Here is a 14,527-nt window from a genome sequence, read left to right on the forward strand (position 1 = left end):
GCGACCCGGAACAGGATCACCGTGCCCGACACCACTCCCCTCGATCGAGGAGCGCCGCCGAGCGCCGAGCTGCACATCCACATCGAGGGCACCATCGAGCCCGAGCACATCGTCGAGATGGCGCGCCGCAACGGAGTCGCGCTGCCGACGGAGGACATCGACGCCCTCCGCGCCCGGTACGCGTTCACGGACCTCGGCTCGTTCCTCGACCTGCACTACTCGAACCTCACCGTGCTGAAGACCGAGCGCGACTTCTTCGAGCTGGCCACCGGCTACCTCGACCGCGCGAAGCTCGCGAACGTGCGGCGCGCCGAGATCTTCTTCGACCCGCAGACGCACCTGGGCAACGGAGTGGCGCTCGAGACGGTCATGGCCGGACTCACGCGCGCGCTCGGCACGAGCCTGGAGACGCACGGGATCTCGACCGACCTCATCATGTGCTTCCTGCGCGATCTGGGCGCCGAGGCGGCCGACGAGATGCTGACGGCGATCCTCCCCTACCGCGAGCACATCATCGGAGTCGGGCTCGACTCGAACGAGGTCGGCTTCGGACCGGAGCTGTTCGTCGACGTCTACGCGCGGGCCGCGGCCGAGGGGCTGCACCTCGTCGCCCACGCCGGTGAGGAGGGCGGGCCCGAGACCGTGGCCGCGACCCTCGAGCTCCTGAAGGTCGAGCGGATCGACCACGGGATCCGCGCGATGGAGGACCCGGCGGTCGTGACGATGCTGCGGGTGCAGAAGGTGCCGGTCACCGTGTGCCCGCTGTCGAACGTGGCGCTGCGCGCGGTGGACACGATGAAGGACCACCCCCTGCCCGAGATGCTGCGCCAGGGACTGATCGCGACGGTGTCGAGCGACGACCCGCCCTACTTCGGCGGCTACGTCGACGCGAACTACCGCGCGCTGGTCGAGGAACTCGGCATGGACGACGAGCAGCTCGAGCAGCTCGCGCTCAACTCGTTCGACGCCGCGTTCATCTCGGCCGAGGACCGCGACCGCTGGAAGGCCGAGGTCCGGGCGCACTTCGGGCACTGACGACCGCCGCGAGAGGCCACTCCGGTACGCGTCGCGTGCTGAAGTGGCCTCTCACGGAGAGTCGTCGGGCTAGGAGTGGTCGTCGAGGTCGGGCTCGGCTCGGCCGAGGTCGGCGACCTCCTCCTCGGGGCGCGGTGCGATCGTCTCGTCGTCCTCGAGCTCGGGGATGCTCGGCTCGTCGGGCGCGGGGACGCGCGGCGGAACGGAGTGGTCGGCGGGTGCGGTCATCGTGGATCCTTCGTTCGGGGTCGGTCAGCTCGCGACCGCGGCCGGCTCGGGGAAGAGCGCCTCGAGCAGGTTCGCGACCCAGTCGATGAGCGCGCGGTCGTTGAGCGGGACGCCATCGATGACGGGCATCGGCACGACCACGGCGTTCGCCTGCTGCAGGTACTTGGCGCTCGGGTACATCCGGCGCAGCCGGACCTGGATCGAGTCGGCGAGATGCGCCGGGGCGACCCGGACGTTCGAGCCCATCGCGACGACGTCGCTGAGCCCGGCCTTCTGCGCGCGCATCCGCAGGCGTGACACGAGGATCAGGTTCTCGACCGCCTCGGGCAGCTCGCCGTAGCGGTCGGTGAGCTCCTCGACGACCAGCTCGACGCTGCCCTCCTTCGCGGTGGGCGACGACGCGGCCGAGAGCTTCTGGTACGCCTCGAGGCGCAGCCGCTCGCTGTCGACGTACTCCTCCGGGATCCGTGCATCGACCGGCAGCTCGAGCCGCAGCTCGGTCTGGCCCTCGGCGACGTCGCCGCGGAAGGTGTCGACGGCCTCGCCGATCATCCGCAGGTAGAGGTCGAAGCCGACGCCCTGGATGTGACCGGACTGCTCGCCGCCGAGCAGGTTGCCCGCTCCGCGGATCTCGAGGTCTTTCAGCGCGATCTGCATGCCGCCGCCGAGATCGGTGTTGGCGGCGAGGGTCTGCAGACGGTCGTGCGCCGTCTCGCTGAGCGGCTTCGTCTCGTCGTAGAGCAGGTAGGCGTAGGCGCGCTCGCGGCCGCGGCCCACGCGTCCGCGCAGCTGGTGGAGCTGCGAGAGTCCGTACTTGTCGGCCCGATCGACGATGAGGGTGTTGGCGTTGGGGATGTCGAGGCCGGTCTCGACGATCGTCGTCGAGACGAGCACGTCGAACTTGCGCTCCCAGAAGTCGACGATGATGCGCTCGAGCTGCGCCTCGCTCAGCTTGCCGTGCGCGACCGCGATGCGCGCCTCCGGCACCAGCTCGGCGAGCTGGGAGGCCACTCGGTTGATCGTCGAGACGCGGTTGTGCACGAAGAACACCTGGCCCTCGCGGAGCAGCTCGCGGCGGATCGCGGCGCCGACCTGCTTCTCGGAGTAGGGGCCGACGAAGGTGAGGATCGGGTGCCGCTCCTCGGGCGGGGTCGCCAGCGTCGACATCTCGCGGATGCCGGTGACGGCCATCTCGAGGGTGCGCGGGATGGGGGTCGCGCTCATCGAGAGGATGTCGACGTTCTTCTTCAGCGCCTTCAGCTTCTCCTTGTGCTCGACGCCGAAGCGCTGCTCCTCGTCGATCACGAGGAGGCCGAGGTCTTTGAAGACGATGTTGTCCGAGAGGAGGCGATGGGTCGCGATGACCATGTCGACGGTGCCGTCGGCGAGTCCGTCGATCGTCTCCTTCGACTCCTTCGCGCTCTGGAAGCGGCTCAGAGCGCGCAGGTGCACCGGGAAGCCGGCAAAGCGCTCCTGGAAGGTCTCGAGGTGCTGGCGCACGAGCAGCGTCGTCGGCACGAGCATCGCGACCTGCTTGCCGTCCTGGATCGCCTTGAACGCGGCGCGCACGGCGACCTCGGTCTTGCCGAAGCCCACGTCGCCCGAGAGCAGGCGGTCCATCGGGATCGGCCGCTCCATGTCGGCCTTCACCTCGTCGATCACGGTCAGCTGGTCGGGCGTCTCGGCGAAGGGGAACGCCTCTTCGAGCTCGCGCTGCCAGGGGGTGTCCGGCGGGAACGCGTGGCCGGGCGACGCCATGCGGGCGGAGTAGAGCTTCACGAGCTCGACGGCGATGTCGCGGACGGCGCGGCGCGCCTTGCTCTTGGCCTGGGCCCAGTCGCTGCCGCCCATCTTGCTCAGCGCCGGCGCTTCTCCGCCGACGTAGCGCGAGAGCAGGTCGAGCTGATCGGTGGGCACCAGGAGCTTGTCGCCGGGGAAGCCGCGCTTGCTCGGCGCGTACTCGAGCACGAGGTACTCGCGCTTGGTCTTCACCGCGTTGCGTCCGCCGCTCGAGACCTCGCGCTGCGAGAGCTCGACGAAGCGCCCGATGCCGTGCGTGGCGTGCACGACGTGGTCGCCGGGGGTGAGCTGCAGCGGATCGACGACGTTCTTGCGGCGCGACGCGAGCTTCTTGACGGCGCGGGAGTCGTAGCCGACGGTGCGTCCGTAGAACTCGGTGTCGGTGAGCAGCGCGAGCTTCGCCTCCGGGACCTCGAAGCCGTGGTCGACGGACGCCTGGAGCACGTAGGCGAGACCGGACTCGACCTCGCCGGGCAGATCGGCGACGATGCGCGCCGCGACCTCGTGCTCGGCGAGCACCTGATCGGTGCGCTCGACGGTGCCCGTGCCGGGCGCGGTCAGCACGACGGTCCAGCCGTCGGCGAGGCGCGAGCGGACGTGCGCGAGCGCGCCCTCGACGTTGGCGCCGAAGCCGGGCACGGGCTCGCCCTCGACGCGGACGGCGAGGATCTCGTCGATGCCCAGGTCCTCGGGGAGCACCTCGGCCTCGCCCGCGGCGGGGCCCTGGCGGAAGGTGCTCATGGTCCACCACGGGTGGTCGGGAGCGGCGGCGCCGGGGGCGCTGAACTTCACCGAGTCGCGCAGGGCGCCCAGCGGGATGAACTCGCCCGAGGCGAGATCGATCGGCGCCTCGGCTCCGGCGGTCGCGGCGCTCCAGGCGGCCTGGAGGAACTCGCGGTTCGTCTCGGCGAGGCTGATGGCGCGGGTGGCGACGCGCTCGGGGGCCAGCACGGCCACCGCCGCGCCCTCGGGGAGGTAGTGCGAGATCGGCACGAGGCGCTCGAGAAGCGCCGGCGCGAGCGACTCCATGCCCTCGACGGGGATGCCCTCGGCGATCTTCGCGAGCATGGCCGAGAGGCTCGGGAACTCGTGCAGCATCTCGCGTGCACGCTGGCGGACCGCCGGGACGAGCAGCAGCTCGCGGCTGGGCGGCAGCACGACGGAGTCGGACTCGCCGGGCAGCGAGCGCTGGTCGGCGACCGAGAAGGCGCGGATCGAGTCGACCTCGTCGCCGAAGAAGTCGATGCGGCTCGGGTGCTCGGCCACGGCGGGGAAGACGTCGAGGATGCCGCCGCGGACGGCGAACTCGCCGCGCCGCGTGACCATGTCGACGCGCGCGTAGGCGAGGTCGACCAGCTCGGCCGAGATGCGGCCGAGGTCGTAGCCGCGCGTGCCCTTCACCAGGCGGATCGGCGCGATGTCGGCGAGGTTGTCGGCGACCGGCTGCAGAGCGGCGCGGACGGAGGCGACGACGACCAGCGGCTTCTCGGCCGTCCAGGTCTTCATGCGGCGCAGCGCGTCGAGGCGGCGGCCGACGATCTCGGCGCTCGGGCTCAACCGCTCGTGCGGCAGCGTCTCCCACGCGGGGAACTCGACGACGTCGGCGTCGGGCATCACGCAGCTGAGCGAGGCGCGGATGTTCTCGGAGTCGCGGCCCGTCGCGGTCACGACGAGCGCGGCCTGCGGGCGGCCCGCCTCCGCCCGGCGCTCGAGCAGCCCCGCGAGCAGCGGGACCCGGAGGCCGTCGGTGACGGAGAAGTCGGCGTCGCGCACCGCGTACGCCAGTGCGTCGTCGAACGTGGAGGCGCGCGAAAGCGCCGAGATGATCTCGTTGAGGGGCACCGTCCGAGTTTACTGCGGACCCCCGACACGGAGCTGGTGACGGGGATCTCGATACGCCCGCGGTGCGGGCTACTCGATCAGCAGGGGAGGGAAGGGCTAGGCGCTCGTGTGGAACTTCAGCTGGGCGGCGGCGAGGCCGGAGTCGGCGATCAGCTCGACGGCGTCGGCGGCGTCCTGCAGAAGGATCGGCAGGGTCTCGCGCTCGGGGCCGGCGAAGTCCTTGAGGACGAAGTCGGCGGCGGGCTGGCGTCCGGGCGGGCGGCCGATGCCCACGCGCACGCGGAGGAAGTCGGCTCCGTCGGTCGCGGCGAGGATGTCGCGGATGCCGTTGTGGCCGCCGTGGCCACCGCCCTGCTTCAAGCGCAGGGTGTCGAACGGGATGTCGAGCTCGTCGTGCACGACGATCAGGCGCTCGGGAGCCAGGGAGTAGAAGTCGAGCAGCTGCGAGGTCGGGCCGCCCGAGAGGTTCATGAAGCTGTTCGGCTTGCCGAGCACGAGCTTGGGGCCGCCGGGGCGGAGGAACCCCTCGGCCACCGTCGCGTTCGCGCGCGTGTGCCGGCGGAACGAGCCGCCGATCCGCGACGCGAGCTCGTCGAGCACCATCTGGCCCACGTTGTGCCGGTTGCGCGCGTACTGCGCGCCCGGGTTGCCGAGCCCGACGACGAGCCAGGTGTCGCCCATGGTGGTCCTTCTCTCGTGCCGGATGCGGACGTGCCGGATGCGGAACGGGCCCGCTCGCGATCGCGGCGGGCCCGTCCGGTGGTGCAGGTGGGGAGACTACTCGGCGGTCTCGGCGACGACGTCGCCCGAGGCCGGGGTCTCGTCCTCGTCGCCCAGGTCCTGCTCGACCTCGGCGGTGACGTTCACGACCAGCACGTCGGCCTCGGTGACGAGGGTCGCGCCGTCGGGCAGCACGACGTCGCCGGCGGCGATCTGGGTGCCGGCCTCGAGGCCGTCGACCGAGATGACGATGCTCTGCGGGATCTTGGTCGCGTCGACCTCGAGCGAGAGCGTGTTGGCGTCGATCGACACGAGGGTGCCGGGAGCGGCCTCGCCCTCGACGTGCACGGGGATGTCGACCGAGACCTTCTCGCCGAGCTTGATGACCACGAGGTCGATGTGCTCGATGATCTGGCGCACCGGGTCGCGCTGGATGTCCTTGACCAGGGTGGTCTGGGGGGTGCCGTCGATGTCGAGCTCGAGGATCGCGTTCGCCTTGCGGGTCAGCAGCAGGACCTGGTGGCCCGGCAGCGTGACGTGCTGGGGCTCGGTGCCGTGGCCGTAGAGGACCGCGGGGATCTTGTCCTGAGCGCGGATCTTCCGCGCCGCTCCCTTGCCGAACGAGGTGCGGAGCTCCGCGACGACCTTGTTGGTGAGTTCAGCCATGATGTTCTCCTTGGGCGGCGCGCACGCCACCGGATCGGGGTCGTGGCCGGGGCCACGGACGGGGTTTCGACTCGAACGCATGTCAGCGTGAGGAAAAGTCCGCGGCGCCCCTCTCGGGGCCTCGCCTGCTTCCACCGCGTCGATCACGGATGCGTGGTGCATCCCTCGCCGAAGTTCAGCTGCCCACCCTACCGGCCGATCCCCTCCCCCGCCACCCGAGGGCTCCTGCCGGGAGGCGATCAGGAGCACTCGTTAGCGTTCGGGCCATGACTGACGACGACTTCGGCTCCTACGTGGAGAAGAACGGGTTCCACCGCGACACGAACTACATCCCCACGCGGATCACCGCGGACGGGAGCGACGGCTTCCCCGTCGAGGCCGGCCGCTACCGCCTCGTGGTCTCGCGGGCCTGCCCCTGGGCGAACCGCGCCGTGATCGTCCGGCGCCTGCTCGGACTCGAGGACGCCCTGTCGATGGGCATCTGCGGTCCGACCCACGACAAGCGCAGCTGGACGTTCGACCTCGATCCCGGCGGCGTCGACCCGGTCCTGGGCATCCCGCGCCTGCAGGACGCGTTCTTGAAGCGCTTCCCCGACTACCCGCGCGGCATCACGGTCCCGGCGATCGTCGACATCCCCTCCGGCGAGGTCGTCACCAACGACTACCCGCGGATGACCCTCGACTTCTCGACCGAGTGGACCGCGTTCCACCGCGACGGGGCCCCCGAGCTCTACCCGGACCACCTCCGCGACGAGATCGACGAGGTCGCCGAGCTGATCTTCCACGACGTCAACAACGGCGTCTACAAGTGCGGGTTCGCCGGTTCGCAGAAGTCGTACGAGCGTGCCTACGACGCGCTCTGGGCCCGTCTCGACTGGCTCGAGGAGCGCCTCAGCACGCAGCGCTACCTCGTCGGCGACACGATCACCGAGGCGGATGTTCGCCTGTTCACGACGCTCGCCCGCTTCGACGCCGTCTACTACAGCCACTTCAAGGCGAACCGGAACCTGCTCTCGGCGATGCCCGCGCTCTGGGGCTACGCGCGCGACCTCTTCGCGACTCCGGGATTCGGCGACACCATCGACTTCACGCACATCAAGTCGCACTACTACGAGGTGCAGCGCGACATCAATCCGACCGGAGTGGCCCCCAAGGGCCCGGACCTGTCGGGCTGGCGGGTCCCGTCGCACCGCGAGGAGCTGGGCGGGCGGCCCTTCGGCGACGGCACTCCTCCGCCTCCCCCGATCCCCTCGGAGCGGGTGCCGGCCGACCACACCGTGTGAGCTCCTCCGCACGGCCGTGAATCGCCGCCGCGACCGATGTGCACGCTCGGGACCGGGCCGCCGCCGGGCCGCTTCGGTAGCCTGGGCGCGTCCCTGAACGCGTACGTCGAGGAGAACCGTGTCTGACAAGCCCACCGCCACAGCCAACATCGGAGTCGTCGGTCTGGCGGTGATGGGCTCGAACCTGGCCCGCAACCTCGCCAGCCGCGAGGGCAACACCGTGGCCGTCTTCAACCGCTCCTACGGGCGCACCGAGACGCTGATCACCGAGCACCCCGAGGCCGGCTTCGTCGCCTCCGAGACCATCGAGGACTTCGCGGCCTCGCTCGCGACGCCGCGCACCGCGATCATCATGGTCCAGGCCGGCCGCGGCACCGACGCCGTCATCGACCAGCTGACGAGGGTCTTCGAGCCCGGCGACATCATCGTCGACGGAGGCAACGCGCTCTTCACCGACACGATCCGCCGCGAGAAGGCGGTCCGCGAGACCGGCATCCACTTCGTCGGCACCGGCATCTCGGGCGGCGAGGAGGGCGCGCTCAAGGGCCCCTCGATCATGCCCGGCGGCTCGGTCGAGTCGTACAAGACCCTCGGCCCGATCCTCTCCTCGATCGCGGCGGTCGCCGAGGGCGAGCCCTGCGTCACGCACATCGGCACCGACGGCGCCGGCCACTTCGTCAAGATGATCCACAACGGCATCGAGTACGCCGACATGCAGCTCATCGCCGAGGCCTACGACCTCCTCCGCACCGTCGGCGGCCACGAGCCCGCCGCCATCGCCGAGGTCTTCGACGCGTGGAACAAGGGCGACCTCGAGTCGTACCTGATCGAGATCACCGCCGAGGTGCTGCGCCAGGTCGACGCCGAGACCGGCTCGCCGTTCATCGACGTCGTCCTCGACCAGGCCGGCTCCAAGGGCACCGGCGTCTGGACCGTGCAGAACGCGCTCGACCTGGGCGTGCCCGTCGGCGGCATCGCCGAGGCCGTCTTCGCGCGCGCCGTCTCGTCGAAGCCGGAGCAGCGCGCCGCGGTGCAGAACCGCGCCACCTCGCGCCCCACGCCCGTCGCCCTCTACGACGGCTTCGAGGACGACGTCCGCGCCGCCCTCTACGCCTCGAAGGTCGTCGCCTACTCGCAGGGCTTCGACGCGATCATCGCCGGAGCCGAGAAGTACGGCTGGGAGATCGACAAGGGCGCCGTCGCCAAGATCTGGCGCGCGGGCTGCATCATCCGCGCGCAGTTCCTCAACCGCATCGTCGACGCGTACGCCGAGAACGCGGGCATCTCGACCCTCCTCGAGGACCCGTACTTCGCCGAGGCCGTCGCGAACGGCGAGGCCGCCTGGCGCCGCATCGTCTCGACCGCCGCGCTCTCGGGCGTGCCGATCCCCGGCTTCGGAGCCGCGCTGTCCTACTACGACTCGCTCGCCTCGAAGCGCCTCCCCGCCGCCCTCGTGCAGGGGCAGCGCGACTTCTTCGGCGCGCACACCTACCAGCGCGTCGACAAGGAGGGCACCTTCCACACGCTGTGGTCGGGCGACCGCTCCGAGGTCGAGCAGGACCCGTCGACGCACTGACCGCCTGACACGCCGGAGCGCCCCCGCACCTCGATCCTCGGATCGGGTGCGGGGGCGCTCTCGCGTCCAGCGGCTCAGCGCAGCCAGACCGTGGTCTCGGGAGGCACCACTCCGTCGCCCAGCGGACCGCTCGCGAGCAGCACCTCGCCGGCGGGCAGCGCGACCGGGGTCGCGCCCAGGTTCGTCGCCGAGCGCCAGCCGTTCGGGCGCGCGAAGTGCAGCACGTCGGGCTCGGAGTCGAGCCACTCCAGGTGCTCGCCGGACTGCAGCTCGTGCCGCAGGGCCAGCGCGCGGCGGTAGAGCGCGAGCGTCGACTCCTTATCGAGCTCCTCCGCCTGGACGGACGAGTCCGCGAACCACTCCGGCTGCGGCAGGTGCGCGCCGCCGGGGCCGAAGCCCAGGGACTCGCCCGTCTCCGCCCAGGGCAGGGGCACCCGGCAGCCGTCGCGGCCGACGTCGGTGCCGCCGCTGCGGAAGAAGGTCGGGTCCTGGCGCTGCGCATCCGGGATCGCCGGCACCTCGTGCAGGCCCAGCTCCTCGCCCTGGTAGAGGTAGGCGGAGCCGGGCAGAGCGAGCAGGAGGAGCGTCGCGGCGCGAGCTCGGCGCAGTCCCCGCTCGGCGTCCAGCTCGAGCTCCGCTCCCCCGCTGAGCAGCCACTGCTTCGCGGGCGCGGTCACCGCGTCCCCGCGGGCCGGCAGTCCGTAGCGCGTCGGGTGGCGGACCACGTCGTGGTTCGACAGCACCCATGTCGTCGAGGAGCCCGACTCGGCGGCGAGCTCGAGGTTGAACGAGATCAGGCGGCGGAACTCCTCCGCGTCGAAGTCGGCCTCGAGCAGGTCGAAGTTGAACGCCTGGCCCAGGCCCTCGGGGCTCGCGTACCGGGCGCGGCGGGAGGCGTCGACCCAGGCCTCGGCCACGGCGGTGCGCGGCGGGTCGTAGGAGTCGAACAGGGCGCGCCACTCGGCGTAGACCTCGTGCACCTCGTCGCGGTCCCAGAACGGGTGCGATCCGTCGATCCGCGGGGCCTCGATCTCGGCGGCCGCGGGCAGCGGCTCGCTGAGGTCCTTCACGAGCGAGTGGGCCACGTCGATCCGGAAGCCGTCGACACCGCGGTCGGACCAGAAGCGGAGGGTGTCGAGGAAGTCGTCGCGGATCTCGCGGTTCGCCCAGTTCCAGTCGGGCTGCTCCTTGGCGAAGAGGTGCAGGTACCACTGGCCGTCGCCGACCGGCTCCCAAGCCGACCCGCCGAACACCGACTCCCAGTCGCTAGGCGGGAGGGAGCCGTCGGTGCCGCGGCCGTCGCGGAACACGTAGCGCTCGCGCTCGGGCGAGCCCTTCGGCGCCGCGAGCGCCTCCTGGAACCAGGGGTGCAGATCGGAGGAGTGGTTCGGCACGATGTCGACGATCACGCGGATGCCCGCCTCGTGCAGCAGCCGCGTCGTCTCGTCGAACTCGGCGAGCGTCCCGATCCGCGGGTCCACGTCGCGGTAGTCGGCCACGTCGTACCCGCCGTCGGCCAGCGCCGACGGGTAGAACGGGCTCAGCCACACGGCGTCGATCCCGAGCTCGCGGAGGTAGGGGATGCGCGCGATGATCCCTCGCAGGTCGCCGATCCCGTCCCCGTCCGCGTCCGCGAAGCTCCGCGGGTAGATCTGGTACACCGCCGCCTGGCGCCACCACAGCGCGTCCTCCGCGGTGCCGCTCCTGGTGAGCAGGGTCTCGGTCATGCCGTTCCTTCCGTTCGTTGTGTCGTGTCGGTTGCGCCCGCCTTCTGGCGGACGTGGATCTCGATACGCCCGCTCCGCGGGCTACTCGATCAGCAGAGGTGGGCCCCTCCCCTGAGCAGCTGCTCGTGCGCAGCACGGCCCCTCCTACCCCGGCTCGTGCGCAGCACGGCCCCTCCTACCCTGGCTCGTGCGCAGCACGGCCCCTCCTACCCCGGCTCGTGCGCAGCACGGCCCCTCCCCCGTCTGCTCGTGCGCAGCACGGCCGGATGCGCCTCCAGCAGAGGTCGCGGGTCTCGGGGTGGTGAGCTGCAAGGCGGAGGAGGGAAGGCGTAGCGGAGCTACGACGACCGACGACAACGCCGCAGATCGCCGCCCCGAGACCCGCGAGACTTACTTGATCGCCCCCTGAGTCACGCCGGACATGACCCAGCGTTGGGTGAAGAGGTAGACGAGGATCGCCGGCGCCATCGCCATCAGGTAGGAGGCGAAGGCGACGTTGTAGTCGTTGCTGAACTGGGTCTGGAAGATGCTCTGGAGCACCGGCAGGGTCTGCAGCGTCGGGTCGGAGGTGATGAGCGAGGGCATCATGAAGTCGTTCCAGGAGGCGAGGAAGGCGAAGATGCCGACGGTCGCGCTCATGGGGGCGAGCAGCGGGAACACCAGTCGCCAGAAGACCTGGTTGGTGGTCGCTCCGTCGAGCCGCGCGCTCTCCTCGAGCTCCTCGGGGAGTGAGCGGAGGAACGCGGTGAACAGCATCACGCTGAAGGAGAGCTGGAACATCACGTGCAGGATCGCGACGCCGATCGGGTTGTCGAGGCCGACGAGTCCGGTGAGCGAGACCTGCGAGAGGGCGAGCACGGGGAACGGCAGGAACATCGCGGCTAGCAGGTAGAAGAACGAGTAGCGGTAGAACTTCTTCTCCCAGTTGCGCGAGATGGCGTAGGCCGCGAGGGCGCTGAGCACGATGGTCCCGGCGACGGTGATCGCGGTGACGAGCAGCGAGATCGCGAAGCCGCGGGGGAAGTCGGTGAGGTTCCAGGCCTGCACGAAGCCGTCGATCGAGATCGGAGCCGGGATCGAGAAGGCGTTGCCGTCCACCGCCTGCGCGGTCGTCTTGAACGCCATGGTCACCGTGACCCAGAGCGGAGCGATGACGGTCAGTGCGCAGACCGCGAGCACGAGGGTCAGGAGCAGGTTCGAGCGGTTCCGGCGTCCGCCGCGGCGGGCGTCGGCGTTCGCCGCGGGGCGGGTGCCGGGCAGCGCCGGCGAGAGGGGGACCTGGCTGGTCATCAGAAGGCCGCCTTTCCGCGCGAGACGCGCAGTTGCACGAGCGCGATCACGAGCGCGATGAGGAAGAAGATCGTGGCGTTGGCCATCTGGTAGGCGTAGTCGCCGCTGGTGAAGCCCGAGAAGATCGTCATCGCGACGCTGCGGGTCGAGGTGCCCGGTCCGCCGTTGGTGAGGCCGACGATGATGTCGTACGAGTTCAGGAAGTTCTTGAAGCCGATGACGAGGTTGATCACCACGTAGCCCGCGACCAGCGGCAGCGTGATCGAGCGCAGCTGCCCCCAGCTGGACGCGCCGTCGAGCGAGGCCGCCTCGTAGACGTCGCCCGGGATCGAGAGCACCCCGGCGATGTAGATCAGCAGGGCGGAGGGGACCGCCTGCCAGGCGGTGACGATCACGATCGCGAGCCACGCCAGATCCGGGTTCGCGAGCATGCTGCTCGCCAGCGGAGTCGCTCCGATCGACGCGGCGAAGCCGGGCAGCGAGTTCGAGAAGAGGAAGTTGAAGACGAACGCGATGATGATGCCCGAGACGACCATCGGCAGCACGAAGACGGCCCGCAGGGCGACCTTGCCCCGGATCTGCGTCGTGAGGGCGATGGCGAGCAGGAACGCGATCACGTTCACCAGCAGCACCGTGACCAGCGCGAGCCCGACGGTGAAGCCGTAGGACGCGAGGATCGCCGGGTCCGAGAACAGGGCGACGTAGTTGGTGAGCCCGATGAAGCTCCACTCGCCGAAGCCGATGGAGTCGGTGAAGCTGAAGAAGATGCCCATCACCGCCGGCAGGGTGATCGCGAGCGTGAAGAGGATCAGCGCCGGGAGGAGGAACAGCGGGAACGTGAGGTCACGGCGCCGCTTCGGCGTGGTGCGCGCGACGGGGCGGGCGGCGGCGGGGCGCCGCTCCTCCGTCCGCGCGGGGAGGGTGGTGGCCATGGTGTCTCGTCTCTGAGAGTGGTCGGCGGGGAGAGTGGTCGGCGGGAGGAGGGGTCAGGAGCGGAACGCGATGCGCGCCCAGTCGGCGTCGATCGTGCGCAGCGTGCGGGCCGGATCGGAGCCGAGGACCATGCCCTGCAGGTAGTTCTGCAGCGGGATGTTCTGCGGCACGAGCTGCGAGGCGCCGAGGCTGAAGGCGGCCCGGTCGTAGAACTCCTGGAGCTCGACGAGCGTGGGCTGGGTGACCGCGGGCGCGTCGGTCGTCACTCCGAACGCGTTGTTGTCGGCGTTGTAGGCGTCGATGATCTCGGGCTGCATCAGGAACGCGAGGAACTCGCGCGCGGCCTCCTTCTTGGTGGACGCCTCGGGGATCCAGAGCGCGAGGTCGACGTTGACCCGTACCCGGCGCTCCGCGGGGTCGTCCGTCATCGGGAGCGGGAAGGCGCCGATCGAGAGGTCGGGCGCGGTCTTCGCGATCTCGCTCAGCGCCCACGGCCCCTGGAAGTACATCGCGGCCTCGCCGTTCGAGAACGCGAGGTTGCCGTCGCCGTACGCCCGGCTGGCCGCATCCGGGTTCGAGTACGCGGCGATCTGCAGCATCTGGTCGACCGGAGCGGCGAAGTCCTTCTCGAAGGAGACCGGCGACCCGGGGCCCACATCCGGGCCCTGCTCCTTCAGCTGCGAGAAGAACGACTCGAGGTCGACGGTGCCGCCGACGGAGTAGTCGAACAGCCCCTGCGAGACCGTCCACGGGTCCTTGTAGGTGCTGTAGAGCGGAGTGATGCCTGCGGCCTTCAGCGCCTCGCAGACGGCGACGAACTCGGTCCAGGTGGTCGGCACCTCGAGCCCCTGCTGCGCGAAGATCTCGCGGTTATAGAGCACCGCCGACATCATCAGCGAGTAGGGCAGCACGCTGGTGCGGTCGGGGTAGGACGCGGTCTGCTCGATCAGCGGCTGCAGCGCGGGATTGATGCGCTGCGCCTCCGGCAGGTCGGACAGGTCGCTGAACGCGCCCCGCTCGACGAAGCGCGCGACCTCGAAGTTGTAGTTCAGGCAGCCGAGGTCCGGCGGGTTGGACCGCACGAAGCCGGCCGAGAGGTTGGAGGAGAAGTCGTGCACGACGCGGACGCGGGACTGCGCCGCGTGGAACTTCTCGATCACCTCGTCGAAGTAGCCGATGACCTCGGGCTTGGACTGGTGGAACACGATCTCGACGGGGCGGCCGGAGCCGGAGGGCGAGGCGCAGGCGGCGAGGCCGAGCGCGGCGGCGCCCGCTCCCGCCGCGGCGAGGAGGGATCGGCGGCTCAGGCCGCCGAGGGGTGGGGTGGTGAGGGGCACGTCGTCGTCTCCCGTATGTGTGGAAAAGTTGCTTCATCGACTAAATCTAGGTAAAAAATCTAGTACGCGATGTACTGTTGCAGCCGATCC

The 14,527-nt window shown here is 70.4% G+C and carries 11 protein-coding genes; 3 read left to right on the forward strand and 8 right to left on the reverse strand.

The features are described from left to right. Positions 1–21 precede the first annotated feature (21 nt). Positions 22–1,035, forward strand: a complete 1,014-nt coding sequence (locus ASF48_RS15725; RefSeq protein WP_055793733.1) for an adenosine deaminase — start codon at positions 22–24, stop codon at positions 1,033–1,035. A gap of 69 nt (positions 1,036–1,104) precedes the next feature. Here ASF48_RS15725 and ASF48_RS19475 read toward each other — a convergent pair whose 3' ends face one another. The 4 genes from ASF48_RS19475 to ASF48_RS15740 form a co-directional block, all read right to left on the reverse strand. Then, the gene (locus tag ASF48_RS19475) at positions 1,105–1,263 is read right to left on the reverse strand and encodes a hypothetical protein (RefSeq protein WP_157603191.1); all 159 of its coding nucleotides are present in this window, start codon (positions 1,261–1,263) and stop codon (positions 1,105–1,107) included. 24 nt (positions 1,264–1,287) lie between these two features. Then, complete coding sequence (gene mfd, locus ASF48_RS15730) at positions 1,288–4,905, reverse strand: transcription-repair coupling factor (RefSeq protein ID WP_055793736.1); 3,618 nt, start codon at positions 4,903–4,905, stop codon at positions 1,288–1,290. Positions 4,906–5,001: 96 nt separating this feature from the next. After that, positions 5,002–5,586, reverse strand: coding sequence for an aminoacyl-tRNA hydrolase (pth, locus tag ASF48_RS15735; protein ID WP_055793738.1), 585 nt, complete (start codon positions 5,584–5,586; stop codon positions 5,002–5,004). A gap of 96 nt (positions 5,587–5,682) precedes the next feature. Next, on the reverse strand, positions 5,683–6,291 hold the full coding sequence (locus tag ASF48_RS15740) for a 50S ribosomal protein L25/general stress protein Ctc (protein ID WP_157603192.1): 609 nt from the start codon (positions 6,289–6,291) through the stop codon (positions 5,683–5,685). A gap of 266 nt (positions 6,292–6,557) precedes the next feature. Between ASF48_RS15740 and ASF48_RS15745 the strand changes: the two genes are divergently transcribed. Further along, positions 6,558–7,574, forward strand: coding sequence for a glutathione S-transferase family protein (locus tag ASF48_RS15745; protein ID WP_055793739.1), 1,017 nt, complete (start codon positions 6,558–6,560; stop codon positions 7,572–7,574). A 172-nt stretch (positions 7,575–7,746) separates the two neighbouring features. Then, entirely contained in the window at positions 7,747–9,150 is a 1,404-nt protein-coding gene (gene gndA / locus ASF48_RS15750) for an NADP-dependent phosphogluconate dehydrogenase (protein ID WP_055793953.1), read from the forward strand. A 74-nt stretch (positions 9,151–9,224) separates the two neighbouring features. On the opposite strand, the gene ASF48_RS15755 is transcribed toward gndA, so the two are convergent. From ASF48_RS15755 to ASF48_RS15770, 4 genes are all read right to left on the reverse strand, one after another. Beyond that, on the reverse strand, positions 9,225–10,877 hold the full coding sequence (locus ASF48_RS15755) for a glycoside hydrolase family 13 protein (protein ID WP_055793742.1): 1,653 nt from the start codon (positions 10,875–10,877) through the stop codon (positions 9,225–9,227). 390 nt (positions 10,878–11,267) lie between these two features. Further along, positions 11,268–12,167, reverse strand: coding sequence for a carbohydrate ABC transporter permease (locus ASF48_RS15760; protein ID WP_055793744.1), 900 nt, complete (start codon positions 12,165–12,167; stop codon positions 11,268–11,270). Next, entirely contained in the window at positions 12,167–13,099 is a 933-nt protein-coding gene (locus ASF48_RS15765) for a carbohydrate ABC transporter permease (protein ID WP_055793747.1), read from the reverse strand. The genes ASF48_RS15760 and ASF48_RS15765 overlap by 1 nt, the downstream gene beginning before the upstream one ends. Positions 13,100–13,153: 54 nt before the next feature. Continuing rightward, positions 13,154–14,437, reverse strand: coding sequence for an ABC transporter substrate-binding protein (locus tag ASF48_RS15770; protein ID WP_055793749.1), 1,284 nt, complete (start codon positions 14,435–14,437; stop codon positions 13,154–13,156). Positions 14,438–14,527 lie beyond the last annotated feature (90 nt).

The organism is Rathayibacter sp. Leaf299, assembly GCF_001423055.1.
In the GTDB taxonomy this organism is placed as follows: domain Bacteria; phylum Actinomycetota; class Actinomycetes; order Actinomycetales; family Microbacteriaceae; genus Rathayibacter; species Rathayibacter caricis.